This window comes from Mucilaginibacter sp. 320_HR, from assembly GCF_059691875.1.
Window position 1 is genome coordinate 227,113 of sequence record NZ_JCAWAI010000002.1, and the last position, 25,406, is coordinate 252,518.

Sequence of the window (25,406 nt, forward strand, 5' to 3'; positions counted from 1 at the left end):
ACAATAGCCATTTAAAACCAATTTTATAAACCACATGAAAAGAATTAAACTATTTTTTGCTGCTGCGGTGGCGTTAATGTTTTTTGCCGTTAAGTCTAATGCGCAAACGCCTGCAAGCTATTATGCAGGCAAATGGGATGTTTTAGTTAAAGGCACACCGCAGGGCGATGTACACCTGCTTTTTACCATTACAGAAAAAGACGGTGCGCTATCAGGTACTATTCAAAACCCGGAAACTAAAAAAGATGAACCTGTAACCAAAGCAGAAATTAAAGACGATAAACTATCTGTAGCGTTTACCATTATGACTTACGATCTGGTGATGAACGTTGGAAAAAAAGATGACGACCACGTAACCGGTACCCTGGCAGATATGTTTGAAGCGGTTGGTGAGCGTGTTAAATAATAACTGTAAAGCTAAACTAAACAAAAAAGCAGGCCGCAAGCCTGCTTTTTTGTAAACTAAAGATGTACTTTGCAAATGCGGCAGTTCTGTACAACCGATACTCATAACGATATTTAGTTACTCTTATTCATCAGCCTATCCGCAAAATCTCGTGCCACCGGGTGGTGTAGCCCTGGCTTAAATGTTCATGTTTAAGGCGCCAGGTTTTTTCGTAGCCTTCGCTGGCCATGCGTAGTGTGCCGCGCCCGTATGCACGGTTTATGGTATCAAGCACAGCTGCTACCGCATCTTTTTTGCCATAATCGTGCGCATTAAATGCATTCAGCTGCAGTTCGCTTTCAGGTAGCAACCCCGTAGCAATACAACCCGCTTTACGATATTTTATCCCTGGTTGGTATAACTTACGGGCGATTCGCGTGGCGGCTTGTACAAGGTCGTGGCTGTTGTTGCTGGCCAGCACCAGCTTTTGAACTTGTGAAGGAAAGTGCTGGGGATGATCTTCCCGGTGCTTATTAGTATACAAAAATACCTGCAGGTAAAGGCATCGGAGGTTATTGTGGCGCAGCTTTTCGGCAATGCGGCTGGCATACAAGGTAACAGCCTCGCAAAGTACATCCGCATCTTCTATATAATTACGAAACGATCGGCTCACTGTTATACCCTTTTTGCTTTCGGTACGGGCATCTATCGGCAGAGCCGGCCGGCCCCAGAGTTCGTTCCACATGCGCTGACCCTGTATGGTCATGTGCTGTTTAAACCACATCTCGGGTAGATCGCGTAGCTGGCCTACGGTCTCAATGTTCAGTTCCTCCAACTTTTTATAGTACTGCCGGCCTATACCCCAAAGGTCTTTTGCCGGGAATATATCTACCGCGTCTTTTATCTTTTGCCTGGTATCCAGCACCAGCGTGCCGCCGTTCTTTTTAGCAAGCTTGTTGGCCAGCTTTGCAAGGGTTTTGGTAGGTGCCACGCCAATAGAAACCGGTATGCCTGTGTTACGTACTACGCTTTCACGAACTTTAGGTGCGTAAACTTCCAAATTTCTAATACCACCAAGCCAACCAAACGCCTCATCTATACTATACACATCTAGCCGGGGGAACCATCGCGAAAGGTTATGCATTACCCTTTCAGACATGTCGCCGTACAGCACATAGTTGCTGGAGAATACTTTAATGCCATACTTATCAATAAGGTCTCGCACCAAAAATTCAGGATCGCCCATTTTTATTCCGCAAAGTTTGGCTTCCTCACTTCGCGCTATTACGCAACCATCGTTATTACTTAGCACTACAACAGGCTGGTTGCAAAGGTCCGGCTTGAAGAGCCGCTCTGCAGAGGCATAAAAGTTGTTGCAATCACAAAGCGCAAACACGGCTGTACCTCCCTTTTTTTAAACCGGGAGGCAGCATGCCCCGGCAGATAGCAGTTACTACGCCCCATATGTGAAGGTTTTCGCCATCGCTGCTTTCTATCGCAACGGTGTCTCCGGTAAGCACCGGATTAGTGCCACTGTTGTCAAACGTTCGGCAGCAAAAAGTGCCCTGCACTACGGCCACTACCACTGCGCCATGCACCGGTACAAGAGATCTGTCAACAACCAGGATATCGCCGGGCCACAAACCCCTGCTTTTCATGGCTTCACTGTCCATAGCGAAATAAAATGTACAATGCGGATCTATCACCAGTACATCAGCAACGTTTAAACGACCCTCAAGGTAGTCGCTTGCCGGCGACTGAAATCCCGTGATTTTTTGCTCCGCGCGCTGCTGAAATCCCCTTATCATAATAAATAAATGAAGCACAAAGCTATGCTAAAAATATTAGCATAAATTAATTAATTTACAACATTTTGGAATTTGCGCTGTGTTACGATCAACTGTCACAGTTGATAATGATGGGAATCAACACATCAATCTTCCTGACATTCACTTCTGCAATTTGTCGTAACCTACATTCTCAAGATGGGTTAGATACATACATTTTTGACTAATTGGCGGGCGAAATTACTGGCTTCTTTCATTGTAGTGTCATAAACACACTAACATTGCTTAAAATAGTAAATCTGGTTGACTAATTTAGTCAACTTAGTTTACCTTTGTCTCATTATCTACGAGTCATGGAAACGCTTAGCCTTAAACAATCACCAAATCACCCCGCCAACACAGTGCAGACCAAGGGATCTGTAAAACAACAGGATGTTCTTCGTGCATCTGGCGGTTACCTGGCAAATGCTTTCAGGGAAGGCTTCAAACAAAGCTTTTTAGGCTATGATATAGATATGGACTTCATACTCATTTCACTCCGCAGTTTTGCTCATACATCCGGTAAAAGCATTAAATCTCTTGTTACAAAGTACAATGCTTTAACTGGGCACAACAAACGCGTCTATCATAATAATACAACCTTATCCAATTACTAATTACATCACAATGAAAACCTTTACACCTTCGCTTTTTGCAAAAAGCGTAATATTATTCCTGGTAACAATTCTATCCTTTACAGTAAGCTACGCTCAAACAACTGTTGTAAGAGGTGTAGTTACCGATGCTAAAACGCATCAAACAATGCCTTATGTTACCGTGTCATTCAACAATAGCACAATTGGTGGTAACACTAACACTCAGGGCCGTTACAACATTTCTACCACTGAAAAGTACAACCAGATTAAAGTGAGCTTTGTAGGCTTTAAAACAGTTGTCCGCAATGTAGAAGTAGGGAAAGAGCAGGAAATTAACGTTGCTCTTATGGAGGATAATCACAGCTTAAACGAAGTTGTTGTACGTACATCTAAGAGGAAGAAATATACCAACAAGAACAATCCGGCTGTTGAGCTTATTCGTCAGGTAATTGCCCACAAAAAGCAAAACGTAGTAGAGAACTACAACTTTGCCGAGTACAAGCAGTACGAACGCCTGGCCGTATCGTTAAGTAACCTGTCAGATAAGTTCAAGAACAAAAAAATATTTAAGAACTATCAATTTCTTTTCCGTGAGCAGGATTCAACCTTAATTGGCGGCAAAACTATGCTGCCGATGTATATGGAAGAAAAGTTGTCTACCAACTACTTCCGTAAGGATCCGTACTCCAAAAAACAGGTAATAGAAGCCACTAAACAAGTTAAATACAACGAGAACTTTGTAGATAATCAGGGCCTTACTACATACTTCAACCGTATGTACCAGGACATTAACATATACGATAATAACGTATCGCTGTTAAGCAACCAACTGCTGAGCCCTATTGCCGATCACTCGCCTGATTTTTACAAGTTCTTTATTACCGACACGCTTAAAGATCAGCAGCCTAACCTGATTGAGCTTAGCTTTACCCCAAGAAACACCAACGGTTTGCTGTTTGAAGGCAAAATGTACGTAACCATGGATGGCAACTACGCAGTTCAGGGGGCAGAGCTTACCGTAAATAAAAACATACAGCTGAACTTTGTTAGGCGTATGCAAGCGAATTTAGTGTTCGAAAAAAACAACGACGGACGTTACCATTTAAGCCAAAGTAATCTCAAAATAGACTTCGGCTTGAACAAGGAAAAAGGCGGAGGTGTATTTGGCGAACGTTTGGTAACCATCAACAACTTTGTTACTAATTCACCACGTACTGATGCTACTTACAAAGGCCCTGCACAGGTTTACGCTACTAACAGCGAGGATAAGGACGATACTTACTGGATGCAAAGCCGCCCTGACACACTGGACGCTGTAGCTGCCAAAATATATAAGAACATCGATAGCTTGCAAACCATTCCATCTTTCAAGAAAACGATGGACATTGCAACCCTGTTGCTTGCCGGCTATAAAAACTATGGCAAGTTTGAGGTAGGTCCGGCAAATACTTTTTACAGCTTTAACCCTGTAGAAGGGTTCCGCGGCCGTTTGGGTGGCCGTACCACGCCGCAATTAAGCAAACGTTACTACTTTGAGACCTATGGTGCTTACGGTACCCGCGACCAGCGCTGGAAGTATTTCTTTAGCAGTACTTACTCGCTTAATAATAAGTCTATCTACTCTTTCCCTCAAAATTACGTACGGGCAAGTTTCCAGCACGATACCAAAATACCAGGACAGGAGCTGCAGTTTGTACAGGAAAGTAACTTCTTGCTATCCTTTAAACGTGGCGAAAACGACCAGTGGTTGTACAACGATATATTCAGGCTCGACTACGTTAAGGAGTTCCTTAACCACCTTTCTTATGGCTTTGGGTTGAAGAAATGGAACCAGAGTCCTGCAGGTTCGCTGCAGTTCCAGAATCTATTACCCGGTGGTGTTATCAATAATGTGAACACTATACATACTACTGAATTGTCTGCACAGCTGCGTTGGGCACCACATGAAAAATTCTACCAGGGTAAACTTTACCGCACCCCAATACCTGACCGTTACCCGGTGTTTACGTTGAATTACGCACAGGGTGTTAAAGGCCTGTTAGGTGGCGATTACAACTACCAGAACGTTACCGGTAACATCAGCAAGCGGTTTTATATGTCACAGCTAGGCTTTACCGATGTAAGCACCGAAGGTGGTTATCTGTTTGGTAATGTGCCTTTCCCATTGCTTGACATCCACCATGCTAACCAGACTTACGCCTTTCAGTTATACAGCTATAACCTGATGAACTTTCAGGAGTTTGTGAGTGACCATTACGCCAGCATAGCTATAGATCATAACTTTAACGGATTCCTGTTTAACCGCGTGCCTTTGCTTAGAAAGTTGAAATTACGCGAGATAATAGACTTTAAAGCCCTTTGGGGTGGTGTGCGCGACGAGAATAATCCGGCATTGCATAATGATCTGTTACGTTTCCCTAATGGTGCTTCAGGTGGTACATATTCACTTGGTTCTACACCATATATGGAAGGTAGCGTTGGTGTGGGGAACATCTTCAAAATATTGCGTATAGATATGGTAAAGCGCTTTACCTACCTGGACCACCCCGGTGCACCGGAGTACGGCGTTCGGTTTTTTGTTAAGTTTGATTTTTAACCTAAATTCGTCTAAACCAGTTAGACCCAACTATTGTTAATATCTTATTATGGCAGCAGAGAGTATAGATAACCTCGATGTTTCTAAGCGTATTACCTGTAAACTGGTGTACCTGCTTAAAAGATCGATTGACGAATGGAGCATGAAAAAGCTCTGCCGTATGGATAATCCTGATTTCAACAACGCTCATATACCTTTCTTTATGAGTATTGGCACCACGGGTATTACTAATAACTCGCTGGCCTCCAAGCTGAATGTAAGTAAGCAGGCTGCCAGCAAGATAGTTAAAGAACTGGAAGCTACCGGTATGGTCAGGAGCGAGAAAAGCCCCGAAGATGCACGCGCGGTGATGCTATACCTTACCGATAAAGGCGAGAAGTTCTACAACCATCTTAAGAACCAGGTGGAGCATCTCGAAAACGAGTACAAGAAAGTAGTAGGGGTAAAAAACTATGAAGCAGCCATAGACGTGATGCTGAAACTCGTGAAGTTTCATGAAAATTATAACTGCGGGGGCGAGTAAAAAACTTGCCCTCGCGTTTTATGCAAACCTCAATAATAGCATCAATAAGGCGGTTTTTGGCCTGAAATCTTAGCATAAATCTGCAAAAACCACATTTTTTCATTTGCCTAACTCAAACATTTTTCTGTGTTGATGTCGTTTGTGTTTTCAAGGGTCGACGCCGGTCCACTGCCGCTATTCGTCCTGTACTTTGCCGCGATGTAATTTAGAAATCTTAAATTGCGGCATGGATTTTTCACCTATCCTCGCAAACGTTTCTAAGCACATAGCTCTTACCCCGGAGGAGACCGATCTGTTCACTTCCATTATCCATTACAAAAAAGTAAAACGCCGCCAGTATATATTGGAACAAGGCGAGATAAACAACCGGGTAACTTTCGTTACCAGCGGTTGCCTGCGCAGCTATGCGGTAGATAAGAATGGCGGCGAACACGTTTTACAGTTTGCACCCGCAGGCTGGTGGATAGTAGACATGCGTAGCCTGCTTAACCAGGAACCTGCCCGACTGAACATTGATGCGATAGAGGAGAGCGAGATCTTTTTTATTTACAAAAAGGACATGGATGAGCTTCGCGAAAAGATCCCCGCGTTTGAACGTTTCGGGCGCATTATTGCAGAAAAAGCAATGGCCACTTACCAGCACAGGCAGATTGATAACATGATACTAAATGCAATGGAACGCTATACCAACTTCTGCCAGTTGTACCCTTCACTTATTGTGTCGTTGCCCCAAAAGCAGGTAGCCTCTTACATTGGTGTTACGCCGGAGTTTTTAAGCAAGATGCTGAACACCGTGGTAATGAAGTAGGCGTAGAGCTTACCATAGAGCTTTGAGGTTAGCTTTGCCGCCCCGGTAAACTCTTAATCTACATTAAGTATTTCCCTTAATCAACCTTATAGCTAAAGGTCTGCCGCCGATATACCTTTGTTTTACACCATAAAGGTTCATCAACATGAAGAAGAAGATACAGCACATACTTGCCGGCCGTGAAAAACAGATCACCAAAGAAGAGTCTGTGTTACAGCCGCTGCCACACCAGGATTTTAGGTTTGCTAATCCCTTTATCGTGTTGCATCACATGCGGCCAAAGCAGATAGAGCCGGGGCAGCAGGTACGCCTGCACCCGCATCCGCACCGGGGTTTTGCGCCTGTTACATTCATGCTGCAGGGCGAAGGTTATCATAAAGACAGCATCGGCAATAATGAGTTGATCAGTGCCGGCGGGGTGCAGTGGATGTTTGCCGGTAAGGGCATTCTCCACAGCGAGGGCCCGTCGGAACGTGTTTCGCGTGACGGAGGCATTAACGAACTGCTGCAGCTTTGGATAAATGTACCAGAGGTACACAAATTTGATGAACCTTTTTATCAGTCGGCCACAAAAGAACAGCAGCCTGCAGTATTGCAGCAGGATGGGGTAGACCTAAGGCTTGCAAGCGGCAGCTTCGATGGGCAAACCGGTCCGCTAAACAGTTTCACACCGGTTGTTAGCATGGCAGGTAATATAGCCAGAGGAAAAACGGTACAGCTTACGGCAACTCCCGGCTACTGGACACTGTTATACATTGCCAAGGGCAGCCTTTGCATTAACCAGGAAAGTATAAAAGCGTATAACCTTATTGTATTTGAGAAGGACAACGACGAGATCATTCTTACTGCAGAAGAGGATGCTACTATACTTTACCTCTCCGGCGAGACAATTGAAGAACCAGTATCTGCACGCGACAACTTTGTAATGAACACACCTGCCGAGATAGATCAGGCAATTGCCGATTATAAAAGCGGGGTGTTTGGTACGCTGGAGTTTTGATGATCTACTTCTTCTTCCGGATCAATCTCTTTTAATAGTTCGTCATAGGTATAGCACTTCTTTTCGGGCAGGCTGCTTTCATAACATATTTTTACACGCAGTGCTTTCAGGCCCGAAATACCCTGCAGGTCTTCAACGTCCAGCATTTCTACCTCACTGTCCAGCATGCCTTTTTTCTGTAGAAAACGGATGTAGTTAAGGTATTCCTTTTCCTCATCCTTGTTGGTATAAACAACGGTGAGTTTACCAATAGAAGTTATGCGTTCGTGTGTACCTTTAATGCAAGCCTTGTCTATTCTTTTCTTAACTATTTCAAAGCGCGCGTTATAGGTTCCATCAACATCAAACCGCTTTTCGTCCATACGGAAGCGAATGGAGAGTGGGTTGCTAAAGGCCAGTATCAGCGATGTAACTTCCAACGGATACGGCAAAATTTCACGGTTGAAATGATGCTCCAGTTCCATTTCGCATAAGACCTGTATTTGCCACAGGCGCAGGTTGTAAACCTGTTTCATATCAAAGTCCACAGTAGGCGCTATTTCTTTACCTATATACAGGTTGTGCTCTACGCCGTCTGTTTTAAAACGCTCGAAGTAATGCGGATAGGTTGCTTGTGCTTCTACCTGCCACCTGTCGAGCATGGCCGACATGCGCGAATTAATAATAGCTACCGTAGTCTCGTATTTACGGCGCTGCAAATGGAAATCGCCCATTTTGCCTGCATCTTCAAAATATTTTTCAATGCGTGCGCAGTGTTCTGTTTTAAGTATCAGCGCCTGCTCAAAAATAGGGTGCACCTGCTTTTCAAAGTAGTTTTGTATCTGTTGTTCGGTATCTGCTTTAACGGCAGTTTCCAGTTCAATCCGGTAAGCTTTAAGCCGTTGCGCCACTGCTGCCAGCAAATCTATCCCCGATGATTTTTTTAGTTTCTCTATCAGGCTTATTGCCGATTTGAGCTGGTTCTGCAGGTCGGCCTGTAAGCTGTTGTTTCGTGTTTCAGACGATCCTTTGATATCTATCTGCCCGTACAGCGGATACACGTTGTTAAAGGTGATCTCCTTTAAGTTATATGGTTTGTGCTGCCGTTTAAATTGCAGGTACTTGTTTACCTCGTTCTTAAACTTCCAGTGTACGCTTGGGTGTATACTGGTGTATTCGTCCTGTATAATGGCCTGCACCTGGTTTTGCAGCTCGGTAAACTTGCGGTCGATGGTATCTGTTATAAACGGCATTACCACATCAAGCTGGTTAGCGTTTATGCTGTTCAATTCGCCCTTATGGCTGGTAACAAGCTCCAGTATGCCAAGCATCTTTCCGTCTTTAATAACGGGTGCAAGTATAAAGCTGTTAATGTTTTGGCTCTTAAACCGGTGCGCCAGGATACTGGTAGGATTTTGCGCCAGAAATTTGGTCACATCAGAAACCGCGAAGTAAACTTTATCGTCTACCACGTTCCTGAGCGAGTTCATACAAAGCGAATCATTGCAAAATTCTTCCTCCAGATCATCTGGCAGCAAAAAGCTGGTCATCTGATCACTAAAAGTTGGCAGGCTAAACTTGTGTTCGTCCGGATCAAAGCATATAAAGCCCACCCGCAGATCGGGTATACGGTAAATAGAGCGGAATACGCTTTGTACTTCGTCGTAAGCGCTGTTGCCGCTGTTTATGCCTTCGCGCCCAAGCAGGGTGCCTTTTAATGATGATACGGCGCTTTCTACAGTGGAGTCGTACAGGTTAACTATAGCAAACCCATTTAACAACCAGCTGTTGGGCGGGAACTTTTCTTTCCAAAGGTCAATATTGTTGTAATTGTCCCTAAGCGTCTCTATATCCTCCGGTGTAAGCGTTACAGCTTTTTCAGTGGGGGTAATTTCAAGAAATTCGGCATTGTAAAGTATGCGGTAATGTTTTATAATGCCGTCACCGGTTGGTATATCAAAATACAGGGGCTTGGAAAAGTTAAAGTGCGTACCGTAAAATTCATCCAGTATAATACAGCACGAAAGGATGTAAAACTCGTGGTCGTTCAGTTCTCTGAAATCAATCTTGAATTCTGTACCTGCGTTTTTCAGAATATTTTTGAAACGTTCGGATTGGTTGAATAGAATATCCTGAAAAGGAATACTTACTGCCTTTATCTCGTTATTGCTTAACACAGGCGGGAACAAGCTTTTAAGAAGCTGTTCAATAACATCAATGTTTTTAACAATTTGATCTTTATGCGTAATGCCGTCGCGTAGTTCAGGGTAAGGGGCTATCTCTTTCAGTATAGCCCGGGCATAATCTGCCGAAGCACCGCTTTCTTTAGCGGCAATCTCCTCAAAGTGCTCAATAACCTTGTGAAAGGATATTTGCAGTTTAAAAGGACTTTCTGATCTGAGATTGAGATTCATACTATGTAAATGTTCGCTCAATAGAGTACCGTAATTTCTAATTTGTTACAACAATAAAACATCTATGCGGTGGGCGTGTACCATCTGCATGTCTTCAGACCATGCAAATACCGTGAACTGCCCATCCTGCGAAGCTACCAGTGCAATAGCATCGTTCTGGTCATACACAAATTGTGCCGCAGCCAAATGCCGTGTGCCGCCGTTTTGCGCCGGGTGCAGTTTTGTCGCTTTGGCACCCGCAACCGGTTCCGTCACGACAATTTGTCCAACCGGCATGCTGTTCTCTGCCCTGGCTATCTTTGCGCCAAAAGCCAGCAGGTCATAATCATTGGTAATGATGGTTGCACCATCTACCGCTGTAAAGCCACCTATAAGATCAATAGCCTGCAGCAATGCTTCCTGCCACTCCAGGTTTTTCTTTTCACTTTCAGGCCGCATCATCAGGTCGGGTATGGCACCGTAAGGCGGCAATACCGGGTACTTTACCGGGTGCACAACAGATTCTTTCCACTTGTTTGTACCTGTAGGGACTATGCCCACCAAGCCGCCTTTACCATGCACGCGCATAGATGCGGCAAGCTGTACCAGCACGTTAAAAGATTCGCCCATGAACGAGGGCAGGGGCATATTCGCCAGTGATTTAAGCAACACGGGGCAATCTGCAACGCCCATGGTTACTTCATCCAGTACCTTTATCTGATCGCCCTGCAGCACGGCCACGTTTACATACTTGCCAAAGCCGCCAATGCGCTTGTGTTTAACAACCAGCAAGCCGGGTTCTACCACTTCCAGCACAAAACAAATTGCGGGTATGCTGTGCGTAGTACCCCAAATAAACAGGTCGTCACCTTCGGGCCATACCCCAAGGTGGATGCCGGGCTGCTCTACCGCCGGCGCAAGCTTTATGAGGTTTTGTGGTGTAAGCCTTAGCTTTTGGCCAAAAATAAGCGGCTTTTCCGACTGATCAGGACTTAACAACGCCAGCGAGATCTGTGGGGAGTGGCCCTCCTCACGACGAAGGCTGGCCCAAAAACCAATATCTATTACTGCCTCTATTATTGTACTATCCGGTGCGGTAGCAATATTAACGGCGTCAGTACCAACGGCCTTATCAAGATGTGTTTTAAAGTGGTCCTCTATAACAGATGCCACCATGCGGGCAGGAAGATAAGTAGGTTCAGACAGCATGCAGATGTATTACGTTGATACAAAAATAAGTATAATGAGGGCGTAACGCTTGTTAAAATATTCTTTATGACTTAATTGCGAAGAAATCGTTTAAGGCTGCTTTAGCGGCCCCTTAAGCAATAAGGCCGAGCCTGTACCCAATACCGCTCCGCCCAGTACATCGGTAGGGTAGTGCACACCCAGGTACATGCGCGAGTAACTGGTTGCACCTGCCCAAAGGAACGATGGAGCTATTACATACCACTTAGGGTAAGCGCTGGATAGGGCCGTTGCCGTAGCAAAGCTGCTGGATGTATGGCCGGAAGGAAACGAGCTTTCGCCGGCAATGTATACCGGTACTATACGCAGGTTACGCACAAACGGTCGGGGCCTTTTTACTAATGTTTTAACCAGCATGGTAAAGCCGTAGCTAATAAGCGTACTGCTGGCAACGTAGCCGGCATTCTCGCGCATGTTGCGGTCGTTGCTCAGTATGCCGCCTATAAGCAAACCGGCCGGTACCCCAACTTCAAAATAGCGGTAGTTTGTAGACAAAAAGCGCATTACAGGTGTTTGAGCCGGTGTTCTGCTCAGTGCAAGGCTTATCAGCGTTCGGTCATCAAACCGTTGTATATAATTATCTTTAGGTGCAACCACAACGGCGGGTTTATTAGTAGGGATGGTATCTGCCTGTGCCCGGGCTTTGCTGTAAACTGCTGTAAGTACAACGGCCTGAACAACAAGTTGCAGAAAAAAGGAGCGGATGCGAAAAGTAACATTCATTGGTAAACAGCGGTGTTTTATCTACATTTATAGCAAAACCTTTACGCCTTAAGCAAAGTACTGCAAAAAAATGTTTGCACGCTGTGCTATTTTAACACATTTTAAGGCGATGGTTGTTTAGACAGCATCTTTTATATGAATTACCAACATCTGTTAAAACAGGTTAACGAGTATGTGTTAGCCTATTATAGTGCCCATGCCGATCCCCGCCTGATCTATCACGACCTGAAGCACACCGAAACTGTGGCCAGCCGCGCCATTGAAATTGCTAACCATTACCAGCTTAACGACCGCGACTATTTTGTAGTTGCCACCGCTTCGTGGTTTCATGATACCGGTTATATGCTGGACATAAAACAGCACGAAGAACACAGCGCGCTGCTTGCAGAAACCTTTTTGAAAACCATAGGTGTAAGTGATAGCGATATTAAGGATGTTAAGGGTTGCATAATGGCTACAAAAATGCCGCAATCGCCTAACAACCTTATGGAAAAGATAATTTGCGATGCGGACCTTTATCATTTAGGCACAGCCGAATTTGATGAGACCGATAAACTACTGCGCAAAGAAACCAACATTTTGCACGGTACCGACCTGAGCAAACGCGAATGGCGACGTAAAAGTATTGGCTTTTTGGCCGCCCATCATTATCATACCGATTACGCCCAGGTGTTGCTTAACGGTGCAAAGCAACGCAAGATTGAAGAGCTTAAAGAGAAAGTAGCACTAGCTGATAAAAAATCCCCCGAAGAAAACATAGTAGAAGTGGCAAAAAAAGACGATAAGAAGGACGACAAAAAGGACGATAAAAAAGAAGATAAGAAGAGCGACAAACCTAAGGTTACCGTAGAGATTGACCCGGTGACCGGCCTTAAAAGGAGGCTGGAAGAACCTAAAAAAGGTATAGAGACAATGTTCAGGATCAGCTCTACTAACCACCAGCGTTTAAGCGATATGGCCGATAACAAGGCACATATCATGATAACAGTCAACTCAATTATCCTTTCTGCCATTATCAGTTTGGTGCTGCGCAGATTGAGTGATAACCAGTTTCTTATTGTACCAACCTTTATATTGCTGGCTATCAGTTTACTAACCATCATATTCTCCATACTGGCTACCAGGCCATCTATCCCTGAAGGAGTTTTCTCCCGTAAAGATGTGGACAACAGGAGCGTGAACCTGCTGTTCTTTGGCAACTTTTACAAAATGTCGCTGGAAGAGTACAATTATGGCATGGAAAAGATGATGGATGATAAAGAGTTTCTGTACGGCAGCTTGATTAAAGACCTTTATGCCCAAGGTGTTGTGCTGGGGAAGAAATATCGCCTGTTGCGCATCGCTTATAATATATTCATGTTCGGGCTTATCGTATCCGTACTGGCCTTTATACTTTCCTCAACGTTTTTTGCTGATAAACCTATTATATAAGGTTAGCTATGCATAAGTATTTCGACCGCGATCTCAGCTGGCTCAAGTTTAACGGGCGCGTGCTTGAAGAAGCGGCAAACCCCGCTGTGCCTTTGCTGGAGCGCATTAAGTTCCTTGCGATATATTCATCCAATCTGGATGAGTTTTACCGGGTGCGCATGCCGGTGCTGCGTGCGCTCCGCAAAATTGGTGAGAAAAAAAGCAACGACATAGATGCCGAAAAGCAGGAAGACCTGTTGCAGCAAGCGTCGGATATGATCCTGGCTCAGCAAAACCATTTTGGCCATTTGCTCACCACGGAACTTATACCACAGCTAAGGGAGCGTAAGATAGAATTGTTGTATAATCAGCCAATACCGCAGCAACTGCAGCAGGAGGTAAGCAGTTACTTTCTTGCGGAGGTGCTTGCGTTCCTGCAGCCGGTGTACCTTAAAGATGGCGGCAGCTTTTTCCCGGAGAACAACAAGCTTTATTTCCTGGTAGAACTTGAAGAAGAAGGTAAGGAGAAGCTGGTGCTGTTAAATGTACCGTCTGAAAGTTTGCCCCGCTTTTACTCGCTTAAGGCTGATGGCACACAGTACATCTGTTTCCTGGATGATGTTATCCGCACCAACATGGACAAGCTGTTCCGCAAAGCGGAGGTGAAAAATTGTTACAGCTTCAAGATCACCCGCGATGCCGAGCTGGATATTAAAGATGAATACCCAGGAGATTTATCTGAGCAGATAGAGCGGCAGCTCGCCAAACGCGATCAGGGTTACGCTACCCGGTTTTTATACCAGGCAGATATGCCTATGCGTATTATAGATGCGCTAAGTAATTTCTTAAACCTTAATAAGCCCACAGCTGTAGAAGGCGGACGGTACCATAATCTAAAGGACTTTAATGCGCTACCTATTAGTGACGGTGATTTATCCTACCCTAAATGGCCCGCAGCAGCCGTCGCCGATGTTTCCACTGAAGAGCCGCTGATTGATGTGATCTCAAAGAAAGATCTGCTGGTGAGCACGCCTTACCAATCTTATGACATGGTGCTGCGTTTTTTTAACGAAGCGGCAAACAACCCCGATGTAGAGGAAATAAGCGTTACGCTATATCGCGTGGCAAGCAACTCCCGCATCGTCAATGCCCTTATCAGCGGAGCTAAAAATGGTAAGAAGGTGCGTGTAGTAGTGGAGCTAAAAGCCCGTTTTGATGAGGCGAACAACCTCCGTTGGGCCAAGAAAATGAAAGCCGCCGGTGTGGATATCATCTACAGTGTTACTGCTTTAAAGGTACATGCAAAGATAGCCCTGGTGAAAACCCGTAAAAACGATCGTACACAATATTCCGGTTTGCTGGCCACCGGTAATTTTAACGAGGGCACCGCAAGATTTTACACAGATCACATTCTATTCACCACCAGCCACAAGCTGCTGCGCGAGATGGAGTTGCTCTTCATTTTTTTGGCAAAGAGAGAAAAGCCGTCCAAAGAAAACTTTATAAAATTCGAACATTTGCTGGTTGCTCAGTTTAATCTGCAGGACCGCTTTCTGGAGTTGATAGACCGCGAGATAGCCAACGCTAAAAGCGGTTTACCTGCAGGCATCGTCATCAAGATGAATAACCTGGAGGAGGCGGATATGATCAAGCGGCTGTACAAAGCCTCACAGGCAGGAGTGAAGGTGCAACTTATCGTACGCAGTATATGCCGGCTTATACCAGGTGTAAGCGGTTTCAGCGAGAATATTACGGTTACCCGGATTGTGGATCGCTACCTGGAGCATGGCCGTGTGTTTTTGTTTGAGAACAATGGTATGCCTGAGCTTTATATGGGATCTGCGGATTGGATGAACCGCAACATTCACAATCGTATAGAGGTGTGTTTCCCCGTACTTGACGAAACAGTTAAACAGCAGGTAATCGATCTTATTAATCTCCAACTGAATGATAATGTACAGGCGGTATCAATAGACAGTAATTTAAATGATGTAAAGCCATCTGCAGGTACTGAAATGGTTCGTTCGCAGGAAGCCATATATCATCACCTTAATAGCAAGATATAAACAAAGACTCATGAAGAAGTCAGTATTATTTTTACCCGTACTGGTAGTTGCCATTGCAATTGGCTCATGCAGCCAGGGCGACGGTAAGGGAACAGATAAAAAGAAAAAAGATAAAGAAGAAACCGAAGGTCCGGTTTCGCCGCCGGGATACGATTTATCGAGCGGAGTGGATTACAATATGCCTAACGAATTGCTCGAGATCTCTGGTATAGCCTTTAACAACGGCGACAAAAACCGTATTTACGCCGAGCAGGATGAGGATGGCAACATCTATTACATGAAGCCCGGTGATAAAGACGCAAAAAGTGTTAAATTTGGTAAACACGGCGACTATGAAGATGTAGCTATAGGCAATGGCCAGGCTGTGATACTCAGAAGCGACGGCGAGATCCGTACATTTTCGTTACAACAGGTAGAAGCCGGTACAATTACAGGCCAGCAAGTATTTAAAGGCCTTTTGCCCGAAGGTGAATACGAAGGAATGCACTTTGATAACATCACCAAAAAGCTGTACATCATATGTAAACAGTGTCAGGACGAAAGGACGTTAAAAGAAGATGGAGGCTTTATCTTCGATCTCGGTACTGATGGTAAGGTCACCAAAGCCGGTGAGTTTAACATTAATGTAAAGGAAATAAGCAAAGAAGAAGGCAAAAAGATAAAATTCCGCCCGTCAGCGCTTGCAAGAAACCCGCTCACAAAAGAGTGGTACATTGTATCATCCGTAAACAAGCTGTTGGTTGTTACGGATGCCGGCTGGAAAATAAAAACCTCTTACAAGTTGAACAAGGGATTTCTGCAGCCAGAAGGCATAGCTTTCGATAGCGAAGGCAATTTATATATATCTAACGAAGGAGACGAAATAAGCAGCGGGAACATACTGTTCTTTAAATATCTCAAATAATACGATCAAACTAAAGCACATAGCGCAGGCCATTTGCTTTGCCATACTTAGACCCTACTATAATGATTAAACACCTACTTATCTTATCGGCCCTCGGGTTGACGGCTTCGAGCGCCGTTGCGCAGAAAACTGCCGACAAGCCGTTGCCAGATCCGCAAATTAAAGACAGCATTACTGTTAAAGTACATCCATCATATAACAATGTAACCGGTATTCACCGCTGGCTCTTTGGCGAAAATTACCGTACAGACTGGGCGGCGCCCGTAAAGCTGCCTGTCATCAGGATATCGCAAATTTACGGCGGTCTTAAACCCACTAAAGAGGGTGGCGGCATGCAGTCTAAATCACTCAGGCTGGTTGATAAAAATGGGCGCGAGTATGCTTTGCGCAGCGTAGAAAAAACCCCTGATAAGTTACTCCCCAAAGAATTGCAGGGTACCTTTGCTGTGGACTGGCTGGATGATGCACTTAGCGGACAGCACCCTTACTCGGCACTTATTGTACCGCCGCTGGCAAAAGCCGCTAATGTTCCGCATACTCATCCAATAATAGGTATGGTGGCGAACGATCCCGCGCTTGGGGAGTTTAGCAAAAAGTTTGCAAATACCGTTTGTTTGCTGGAGGAAAGGGAGCCGCTGGGCGAATCTGACAATACGGAAAAGGCGTTAAACAAGCTGATTGAAGACAATGATAACCACTTTGATGGACCGGAGTTTCTCCGCGCGCGTTTACTCGACCTTTTACTTGGCGACTGGGATCGGCACGAAGACCAGTGGCGCTGGACAGATACAAAAAAGGGCGATGGCAAAATGTATGAAGCCATCCCCCGCGACCGGGATCAGGTGTTTCACGTGGTACAAGGCTTATTCCCGAGCATCGCTTCACTGCCATATGTAAACCCGGCTATTGATGATTTTAGCGGCGGCCTACCTCATGTTAAATATTCGTTGTTCAAAACTCGCTTCATTAAATCTTATACAGATGCACAGATGAGCTACGATGAGTGGATGCGCATCACCAACGAGTTTGTTGCGGCTGAAACTGACGCGGTGTTAGAAGAAGGGCTGCGCCTGCTCCCTAAAGAAAGCTACAAGCTTAGGCATGATGAATTGCTTACCAAACTCAAGAACCGCCGTAACGCTATCCCCAAAGCAATGGATGAATACTACCGCTTTATTTACAGGCTGGTAGACATACAGGCAAGCGACAAGAATGAATTGGTGACCATTACCGACGGGCCGGACAAAGGTATGCTGGTTACCATCAAGAAAATAAAAAAGGACGGCAGCACCGGCGACGTACTGATGGAAATGAACTATAAGCCGGAGTTTACTGAAGAGGTAAGGCTTTATGTATCTGGCGGAGACGACCATGTAGTAGTTAATACCTCATCAACCCCGGTTAAACTGAGGCTTATAGGCGGGCACGGTACCAAAACATACGAAGGGATAAAGGCCTCAAGCTCGGTAAAACTTTACGATAAGCCCGATAGCCTTAACTTCACAGGCGATGCGGGTGTTTTCAGCAAGCATTTATCACGCGATACCAACAACATACGTTTTGTGCCAACATTCCCTTACAACGTATGGATGCCGCTTGCCACGGCGGCACTTAACCGTGATGATGGTTTCTTGTTTGGTGCAGGTGTACAGTTCCTTAAGAAGGATGGGTTCCGCAAACTGCCTTATACCAGTTTACAGCAGTTAATGATTACTCACTCTTTCTCTACCGACGCGTTCCGCATCAGGTACAGCGGCGAATGGATAGATGCGCTGGGTAGTGCCGATATAACCATGAAGGCCTATATACAAGCGCCTGATAACACGCTTAACTTCTTTGGTTTTGGTAATGGTACCCCGCTGGTTAAAGTGGGCGATTACCGCACCTTTTATCGCACCAGGTTTGATACTTACCAGTTTGATCCTGCAGTGCGCTGGCGTGTAAACGATAGTACCTCTACCATAAGCATCGGTCCGTCATTCCAGTATTACCATATGGATCCTATGGATAATGTGGGGCGCTTAATTCAGCAGCCGCTGCTGGTGAACTCTTATGACAGCCTTACTGTTGCTAATGATAAGATGCACCTGGGCCTCGCGTTCAACTACACCGATAATCACCGTAAGGGCGGCATATTTGTAAGCGGTGGTTACTACTTCACCGTAAGTGTAACCGGTTACAAAGGCTTAAACAATTATTCAAAGTCATACGCGCAAATACGCCCGGAGTTTACCTTTTATACTAAGCTTACCTCGAACGGGAGGTTAATCCTGGCTAACCGTACAGGCGGCGGTGTTACTATTGGCCAACCGGCATTTTACCAGGGCATGTACCTAGGCGGGCAGGGTAATTTACTAGGCTACTTGCAAAACAGGTTCGCAGGCAAGCATATGGTGTACAACAACCTGCAGGCAAGGCTTAAGCTGGCTAATATAAAAGGATACATTTTACCAGGACAATTAGGACTAACCGGGTTTTATGATGCCGGTCGTGTCTGGTCTGGCAACAATACCAACGACTCCGACAAAATACACACCGGTGTTGGTGGCGGCGCCTATTTCTCGCCGGCAGCACTTGTTGTTGTGCAGGCTCTGGTGGGCCACTCTAATGAAGGCTGGTATCCTTATATCTCTTTTAACTTCAGGCTCTGATAAAACCATTTTATGGTATATAGCCCGCAACGTTTACCAGGTAAGCCTTGCGGGCTTTTCGTTTGGAGTGTTTTGTGTACTACTCTTAACCTACATTAACTTTTCGCTTTAAGGTAGGTTAAGTGAGATTTTGCAGTTTGTACCGACATTTGAAGTATCAAAACAAACAACATGAAATTAATATCAAACATCATTGCCTTAATGCTTCCGGATGCTAAACCCCTCCAGATAGCGGCAGTGCTGGCAATAGTGCCATTATACATAAAAGCAGGAATCAGCTTTTTGAAGGATAGTCATAGGGAAAGTGAGACAAATAATCATCAGTTCCCATGCTATATGCAGGCATGTTAATTTCAGTTACAAAAAACACAAACCACTAACATATTAAACAAACAACATCATGGAAAATACAATAAACGGCATACACCACATCACTGCGATAGCAGGAAACGCCAAACGTAATTATAATTTTTATACTAATGTATTGGGATTAAGGATGGTTAAGAAGACCGTTAACTTTGATGACCCTAACACGTACCATTTTTACTACGGTGACGAGCAGGGTACTCCAGGCAGCATTTTGACCTTTTTTCCTTGGGAAGGTATACAAACCGGAAGAAGAGGGGCCAGGCAGGTAACAGAGATAGGTTACTCTGTACCCGAAGGCAGCTTTGATTTCTGGTTGAAACGTTTCGAAAAACACAACGTCATCTTTAACAAACCTGCCGAGAAGTTTGGCGAGCAATATTTGACTTTCTTAGATCCGGATGGATTGAAGTTTGAGCTGGTGGCATCCAAAAACGCTGACGATCGCTTACCATGGGAAACTGACGAGGTAAAAGCTGAAAATGCAACTAAAGGCTTTCACGGTATAACGATTACCACCAACAAAATGAAACCTACAGCCGATATACTTACAAATGTATTTGGTTACAAATTGCTGGAAGAGCATGTTAACCGTTACCGGTTTGTAACTGATGCAGTTGATAACGCTAATATAGTTGATCTGGTAGAAGTTGCCGGCGAGGTAGCCGGGCACGTTGCCGGCGGTAGTGTTCACCATGTGGCATTCAGAGTTAAGAACGATGAAGTATTAATGCAATACCGCGACAAAATTGCCGCGTTGGGCCTGCACATTACCGAGAAGATAGACCGCAACTATTTCTACTCATTATACTTCCGCGAACCGGGTGGCGTTTTGTTTGAGATAGCAACTGATAATCCGGGCTTTGCAGTAGACGAGTCATTAGAAGAATTAGGTACAAACCTTAAGTTACCTGCACAATACGAAAGCCGTCGTGCCGATATTGAAAAGGTGTTACCAAAATTAGTTTAAAGATGTACACACACGATAAAGAAATTTTGATGGCCGGTGTTAAGCCGGCAGATGCTAAGGGTGCTTTGATCATGTTACACGGCAGGGGGAGCTCTGCCGGTAACATTGTCGGGCTTGCTAATAACCTGAATGTTGGTAATATGGCCATTTATGCTCCACAGGCCACCAATAACAGCTGGTATCCATATAGCTTTATGGCACCTGATGAAGACAACCAGCCGGCACTTAATTCGGCATTGGAGATGGTGAACAAGGCTGTAAATACCGCTTTAGCAGATGGTATTTCTCAGCATAAAATTTACTTTTTGGGTTTCTCACAGGGAGCCTGTTTAACGCTGGAGTACCTGGCACGACACGCGCAGCCTTTTGGCGGTGCAGTAGCCTTTACCGGCGGCCTTGCAGGCGAAAAATTGAATATGGATAGCTACAAAGGCGACTTTATAGGCATGCCAGTCTTGATAACCACCAGCAACCCCGACCCGCATGTGCCGCTTACGCGTGTACAGGAGAGTGTAAAAGTGCTAAAAGTGCTGGATGCGGCTGTTACTTTAGAAGTTTACAACAACAAATCGCATAGTATTAGCTATGAAGAGATTGAGCTTGCAAACAAAATCATTTTCGCATGAACAAACTAATCGCGTGGCTGTTGGCGGTATGGACAGCCAGAAATTTTAAGAAAATACGCAGATAATGAACTACGACGATATTAAACTGATCAATAACACCGCATTACACAACTTTGAACTTTTTGTAGATGAGCACCGCTCATTTATAGATTACAAACAGAAAGGCGATAAAATGTACCTGGTACATACCGAAGTGCCCAAAGAATTGCAGGGGCAGGGTGTAGCAGAGGCCTTGGTAGCTAAAGCATTCGAGTATATAGAACAACATCATCTTACGCTAGTGCCGCTTTGCAGCTACGTGCAGGCGTTCTTACAAAAGCACCCCGAGTGGGACAGGATATTGGCAGCCTAACTAATGAAAGAATTTAAAGTAACCCGGGTGTACGCTGACGAAAATGGCGATAGTCGTTTCGGTGAGATCAGCTATCCTTTGACTGATGGCGGACCAATTGGTTTTCTTTCACAAGGATTGAGCGTTAGCAAACTTGTTTTCAGAGAGGTGCCTGCAGGTTATAACGATCTGCATAATGCCCCCGCAAAACAATACGTGGTACTGCTGGATGGCGGTGTAGAGATTGAAACGTCCTTGGGTGAGAAAAGGACATTTCAGCCGGGAGAGATATTGCTGATGGAAGATACAACCGGCAAAGGGCACCGCAGCAGCAACATTGAGCCGAAGCCTCGCCGCTCCTTATTTATATTGGTTTAGTGAGGGTTTAAAACTCCTGAGCAATCTTTCGCGCCGGGTTATCTAACCTGGCGCTTTTGCGTGTGCCGGCTACTGTCATGTGTACAATATTAAGCTGATCGTTATACAAGCTTTGCAGGATGGTTACATCCGCCTCAATTTTTTTAGGAGTAGCAATCTTGGCTGATTCCAGATACACGTTAACAGCTTCCCGGTTTATCTCAAAACCAATATAATTTAATCCCACGTTTGCATTGCCTGCTTTAACCTGCAGATGCGATGCTATATAGCCCTTCACCAAAGCATCCATAGCAGTATGCATCTCCGGTTTGCTCAGGTCAACCTTCGTTTTAAATTGCTTCTCCAGCACTGTTTCAAAATCATCTGTAAATATGGTGCAGATCACCTCCATTTGCCCGTCTTTAGCGTTATAGCTAATGTCGCTTGTGCTTACGTGCAGCGGGTGAAATGCAACTGCAGCAGGTTTATCTGCCGATAGCGAATTCAAAAAAATGTAACAATATAGTAGCGGTTTAAACAGAATAGCAATCATCTTTAAGCACAAGTTTTATTAATTATTAAAACCTGCTAAATTTACGCTTTCAACCCCTGATTATTGTGATGTCTGATCTGGTTTTTTATTTCTCGTTAGGGTGGCAGCATATAATCAGTCTGGACGCGCTCGATCACCAGTTGTTCATCCTTGCGCTTGCAGCTGTATTTACCTTTAAAGATATCAAGCAGGTACTTATACTTGTAACCGCTTTCACCATTGGGCACAGCCTTACCCTTGCACTTAGCGTTCTAGACATTATTCGTTTCAGCAGCAAATGGGTGGAGTTTTTGATACCATGCACCATCTTTATTACCGCGCTGAACAATATATTTCAGTTAGATAAACAGGGCAGGAGCGCACGTATAAACTATTACCTGGCGTTGGGTTTCGGGCTTATACACGGGATGGGTTTTGCCAATTCTATTCGTATTATGCTCGCCCAGGATCAATCGGTAGGGATGGGGCTATTTGGCTTTAACATAGGGCTGGAGGCCGGGCAGATTGTAGTAGTAGCTGTAATACTTTTACTGTCACAGCTATTCATCAATATGCTTAAAGTGCCGCGCCGCGACTGGATATTTTTTTTATCTTCGGGAGTATTTGCACTCGCCGTTAAAATGGCTGTAGAACGGCTCCCATTAAACTGAACAACACAAACACCAAAAAGCAATATGAAGCGAATATTTACCGCACTATTATTTACCGCAGCTACTTCCGGAGCGGTCTGGGCGCAAGACATCCAGAATAACCCCGGCAGCAACCACGGTAACAAATTTGAGCAGTTGGGCACTATTTTGCCAACCTCAAATGAGCAGCGTACTGCCAGCGGCGCCCCCGGCGTTAAGTACTGGCAGCAGCGCGCCGATTACAACATTAAGGCCGAACTCGACGAAAAGAACCTGCAGTTAAAAGGCAGCGAAACCATTACCTACTTTAACAACTCGCCGGATCCTTTGGATTATATCTGGCTTCAGTTGGACGAGAACGAGCATAGCACGCTAAATAACGCTAATTACCAGAGCAGCTCGGGTATGCCGAAGAATTCTACCATCCAGAACATTGACAGGGTAGAAGGCCGCAATGGCACTGCTGATAATGGTTTGGGTGATATGATTACCAAACTAACCGATGCAACCGGCAAAAAGTTAAGCTACACCATCAACAAAACAATGATGCGTATAGACCTGCCTACACCATTAAAACCAGGTGCGCAGTTTATCTTCAATATCGACTGGACTTATAAGATAACCGACCGTATGACGGTTGGCGGCCGTGGTGGTTACGAATACTTCCCTGAGGATGGCAACTACCTTTTCACCATGACACAGTGGTACCCGCGCCTTTGCGTATACAGTGACTTCCAGGGCTGGCAAAACCACCAGTTCACTGGCCGTGGCGAGTTTGCACTGACTTTCGGTAACTTCCGTGTGCAGCTTACTGTTCCTGCCGATCACGTGATTGGTGCTACCGGCGAGTGCGTTAACTACAGCGCGGTATTAAGCGCAGATAAACTTGCCCGTTACAACAAAGCAAAAACATCAAACGTGCCTGTGGAGATCGTCACCCTTGCCGACGCAAAAAAGGCAGAGAAAGCGCCTGCTACAGCTAAGAAAACCTGGGTATTCCAGGCGAACAACGTACGCGACTTTGCATGGGGATCATCACGTAAATTCGTTTGGGACGGCATGAATCAGAACGTAGCCGGAAAGAACGTGATGTGCATGAGCTATTACGGGAAAGAGGCTTACAACCTGTACAGCAAATATTCTACAAGGCTGGTTGCGCATACTATTAAAAGCTACTCTAAGTTCAGTATCAACTATCCTTACCCAGTCGCACAATCTGTAGAAGCATCAAACGGTATGGAGTACCCGATGATCTGCTTTAACTATGGCCGCACAGAAAAAGACGGAACTTATAGCGAAGCCACTAAGAACGGTATGATAGGTGTTATCATCCACGAGGTTGGTCACAACTTCTTCCCGATGATTATCAACAGCGATGAGCGCCAATGGACATGGATGGACGAGGGCTTGAACTCTTTTGTTGAATACCTTACAGAAGAGCTTTGGGACAACAAATTTCCAAGCAAAAAAGGTGCTGCGTACACCATTGTTGATTACATGAAGCTGAACAAGAACGAACTGGAGCCGGTAATGACTAACTCTGAGAACATTGTTCGCTTTGGTCCAAATGCATATAGCAAGCCTGCCACTGCCCTGAACATTCTCCGCGAAAGCATCATGGGCCGTAAATTGTTCGATCATGCTTTCAGGGAATATGCTAAACGCTGGGAGTTTAAACACCCTACACCTGCAGATCTGTTCCGCACAATGGAAGATGCCAGTGGCGAGGATTTGGATTGGTTCTGGAGAGGCTGGTTCTACGGAACTGATCCCGTAGACATTTCTCTTGACTCAGTTAAGGTTGCCAGAGGTGATCTGAAGGATGAATACAAAGCACAAGGTGGTGGCAACCGCATTGCGCCTAGAGTTGCAGCTCCTGCTGTGAATTCATTCGAGGACATTTCTAAAGTGCGTAACCGCGAGGACAAAACCATTAAATTCCAAACAGACATTGATACCGCGACTCATGATTTCTACTGGAAATACGACAGGGGAATGGCATCAGTAGATACAGCTAAGTTTAACTCACTTGTAAAAGCGCAAACTCCTCCAACGTTTGCTACCGAAGCCATGACTGCGGAAGACAAAGCCAAATATGGCAGCAAGTGGTTCTACGAATTAACCTTCACCAATAAAGGTGGTTTGGTAATGCCGATTATAGTTGAGTTCACCTTTAAGGATGGTACTAAATTGATCGACCGTATGCCGGCACAGGTTTGGCGTTTAAACGAGAAGACTGTTACCAAGTTCTACATACAGGACAAAGAAGTAACCTCAATTAAGCTGGACCCAATGCGTGAGACAGCAGACATTGATGAAAGCAACAATTACTGGGGTAAATTGCCTGAGCCAACAAAGTTTCAGCTGTTTAAGCAGAAAATGGCAAATGGCGCGCCAGTTAGAGGTCAATCTACAGGTGTAAGCCCAATGCAGGCAGGAAAATAACGTCTGCTGATATTAAACAAC

General features: G+C 45.0%; 23 protein-coding genes. 17 read left to right on the forward strand and 6 right to left on the reverse strand.

The window, feature by feature from the left end; genetic code table 11:
- Positions 1-34 precede the first annotated feature (34 nt).
- Complete coding sequence (locus AC59GT_RS06585) at positions 35-406, forward strand: hypothetical protein (protein WP_497236882.1); 372 nt, start codon at positions 35-37, stop codon at positions 404-406.
- 130 nt (positions 407-536) lie between these two features.
- Here AC59GT_RS06585 and AC59GT_RS06590 read toward each other — a convergent pair whose 3' ends face one another.
- Positions 537-1,781, reverse strand: coding sequence for a Y-family DNA polymerase (locus AC59GT_RS06590; RefSeq protein WP_497236883.1), 1,245 nt, complete (start codon positions 1,779-1,781; stop codon positions 537-539).
- On the reverse strand, positions 1,765-2,193 hold the full coding sequence (locus tag AC59GT_RS06595; protein ID WP_497236884.1) for a S24 family peptidase: 429 nt from the start codon (positions 2,191-2,193) through the stop codon (positions 1,765-1,767). The genes AC59GT_RS06590 and AC59GT_RS06595 overlap by 17 nt, the downstream gene beginning before the upstream one ends.
- A gap of 332 nt (positions 2,194-2,525) precedes the next feature.
- Between AC59GT_RS06595 and AC59GT_RS06600 the strand changes: the two genes are divergently transcribed.
- The 5 genes from AC59GT_RS06600 (at position 2,526) to AC59GT_RS06620 (ending at position 7,734) form a co-directional block, all read left to right on the forward strand.
- The gene (locus AC59GT_RS06600; protein WP_497236885.1) at positions 2,526-2,828 is read left to right on the forward strand and encodes a hypothetical protein; all 303 of its coding nucleotides are present in this window, start codon (positions 2,526-2,528) and stop codon (positions 2,826-2,828) included.
- A 10-nt stretch (positions 2,829-2,838) separates the two neighbouring features.
- Positions 2,839-5,403 carry a DUF5686 and carboxypeptidase-like regulatory domain-containing protein gene (locus tag AC59GT_RS06605; RefSeq protein WP_497236886.1) on the forward strand — a complete coding sequence of 855 codons (2,565 nt, stop codon included), beginning with the start codon at positions 2,839-2,841 and terminating at the stop codon, positions 5,401-5,403.
- A 49-nt stretch (positions 5,404-5,452) separates the two neighbouring features.
- The gene (locus AC59GT_RS06610; protein WP_497236887.1) at positions 5,453-5,926 is read left to right on the forward strand and encodes a MarR family transcriptional regulator; all 474 of its coding nucleotides are present in this window, start codon (positions 5,453-5,455) and stop codon (positions 5,924-5,926) included.
- A gap of 226 nt (positions 5,927-6,152) precedes the next feature.
- Complete coding sequence (locus AC59GT_RS06615) at positions 6,153-6,734, forward strand: Crp/Fnr family transcriptional regulator (protein WP_497236888.1); 582 nt, start codon at positions 6,153-6,155, stop codon at positions 6,732-6,734.
- Between the two features lie 145 nt (positions 6,735-6,879).
- The gene (locus AC59GT_RS06620) at positions 6,880-7,734 is read left to right on the forward strand and encodes a pirin family protein (RefSeq protein WP_497236889.1); all 855 of its coding nucleotides are present in this window, start codon (positions 6,880-6,882) and stop codon (positions 7,732-7,734) included.
- On the opposite strand, the gene AC59GT_RS06625 is transcribed toward AC59GT_RS06620, so the two are convergent.
- The 3 genes from AC59GT_RS06625 to AC59GT_RS06635 form a co-directional block, all read right to left on the reverse strand.
- Positions 7,698-10,127 carry a GAF domain-containing protein gene (locus tag AC59GT_RS06625; RefSeq protein ID WP_497236890.1) on the reverse strand — a complete coding sequence of 810 codons (2,430 nt, stop codon included), beginning with the start codon at positions 10,125-10,127 and terminating at the stop codon, positions 7,698-7,700. The genes AC59GT_RS06620 and AC59GT_RS06625 overlap by 37 nt on opposite strands.
- 45 nt (positions 10,128-10,172) lie before the next feature.
- The gene (locus tag AC59GT_RS06630; RefSeq protein ID WP_497236891.1) at positions 10,173-11,315 is read right to left on the reverse strand and encodes a putative sensor domain DACNV-containing protein; all 1,143 of its coding nucleotides are present in this window, start codon (positions 11,313-11,315) and stop codon (positions 10,173-10,175) included.
- Positions 11,316-11,405: 90 nt separating this feature from the next.
- Positions 11,406-12,077 (reverse strand): phosphatase PAP2 family protein, encoded by a 672-nt coding sequence (locus AC59GT_RS06635; protein ID WP_497236892.1) that lies wholly within the window; start codon positions 12,075-12,077, stop codon positions 11,406-11,408.
- A gap of 135 nt (positions 12,078-12,212) precedes the next feature.
- Between AC59GT_RS06635 and AC59GT_RS06640 the strand changes: the two genes are divergently transcribed.
- The 9 genes from AC59GT_RS06640 to AC59GT_RS06680 all read left to right on the forward strand — a co-directional run bounded on the left by AC59GT_RS06640 (position 12,213) and on the right by AC59GT_RS06680 (position 21,779).
- Entirely contained in the window at positions 12,213-13,508 is a 1,296-nt protein-coding gene (locus AC59GT_RS06640) for a Pycsar system effector family protein (RefSeq protein WP_497236893.1), read from the forward strand.
- Between the two features lie 8 nt (positions 13,509-13,516).
- On the forward strand, positions 13,517-15,553 hold the full coding sequence (gene ppk1 / locus AC59GT_RS06645) for a polyphosphate kinase 1 (RefSeq protein ID WP_497236894.1): 2,037 nt from the start codon (positions 13,517-13,519) through the stop codon (positions 15,551-15,553).
- Positions 15,554-15,563: 10 nt separating this feature from the next.
- Complete coding sequence (locus AC59GT_RS06650; RefSeq protein WP_497236895.1) at positions 15,564-16,457, forward strand: SdiA-regulated domain-containing protein; 894 nt, start codon at positions 15,564-15,566, stop codon at positions 16,455-16,457.
- A gap of 62 nt (positions 16,458-16,519) precedes the next feature.
- Complete coding sequence (locus AC59GT_RS06655) at positions 16,520-19,108, forward strand: BamA/TamA family outer membrane protein (RefSeq protein WP_497236896.1); 2,589 nt, start codon at positions 16,520-16,522, stop codon at positions 19,106-19,108.
- Positions 19,109-19,279: 171 nt separating this feature from the next.
- A complete protein-coding gene (locus AC59GT_RS06660) occupies positions 19,280-19,459 on the forward strand; it encodes a hypothetical protein (RefSeq protein WP_497236897.1) in 180 nt (59 codons plus the stop codon).
- Between the two features lie 49 nt (positions 19,460-19,508).
- On the forward strand, positions 19,509-20,444 hold the full coding sequence (locus tag AC59GT_RS06665; protein ID WP_497236898.1) for a ring-cleaving dioxygenase: 936 nt from the start codon (positions 19,509-19,511) through the stop codon (positions 20,442-20,444).
- A 2-nt stretch (positions 20,445-20,446) separates the two neighbouring features.
- On the forward strand, positions 20,447-21,070 hold the full coding sequence (locus AC59GT_RS06670) for an alpha/beta hydrolase (RefSeq protein ID WP_497236899.1): 624 nt from the start codon (positions 20,447-20,449) through the stop codon (positions 21,068-21,070).
- A 64-nt stretch (positions 21,071-21,134) separates the two neighbouring features.
- Positions 21,135-21,422: a GNAT family N-acetyltransferase gene (locus AC59GT_RS06675; RefSeq protein ID WP_497236900.1), complete on the forward strand. Its 288-nt coding sequence runs from the start codon at positions 21,135-21,137 to the stop codon at positions 21,420-21,422.
- Between the two features lie 3 nt (positions 21,423-21,425).
- Entirely contained in the window at positions 21,426-21,779 is a 354-nt protein-coding gene (locus tag AC59GT_RS06680) for a cupin domain-containing protein (RefSeq protein WP_497236901.1), read from the forward strand.
- Positions 21,780-21,786: 7 nt separating this feature from the next.
- Here the strand turns inward: AC59GT_RS06680 and AC59GT_RS06685 are convergent, their stop codons facing one another.
- Positions 21,787-22,266, reverse strand: a complete 480-nt coding sequence (locus AC59GT_RS06685; protein ID WP_497236902.1) for a DUF6702 family protein — start codon at positions 22,264-22,266, stop codon at positions 21,787-21,789.
- A 113-nt stretch (positions 22,267-22,379) separates the two neighbouring features.
- Here AC59GT_RS06685 and AC59GT_RS06690 point away from each other — a divergent pair, with 113 nt between their 5' ends.
- Both AC59GT_RS06690 and AC59GT_RS06695 read left to right on the forward strand, forming a co-directional pair.
- Complete coding sequence (locus AC59GT_RS06690; RefSeq protein WP_497236903.1) at positions 22,380-22,961, forward strand: HupE/UreJ family protein; 582 nt, start codon at positions 22,380-22,382, stop codon at positions 22,959-22,961.
- A 24-nt stretch (positions 22,962-22,985) separates the two neighbouring features.
- Complete coding sequence (locus AC59GT_RS06695) at positions 22,986-25,385, forward strand: M1 family metallopeptidase (protein WP_497236904.1); 2,400 nt, start codon at positions 22,986-22,988, stop codon at positions 25,383-25,385.
- Positions 25,386-25,406 lie beyond the last annotated feature (21 nt).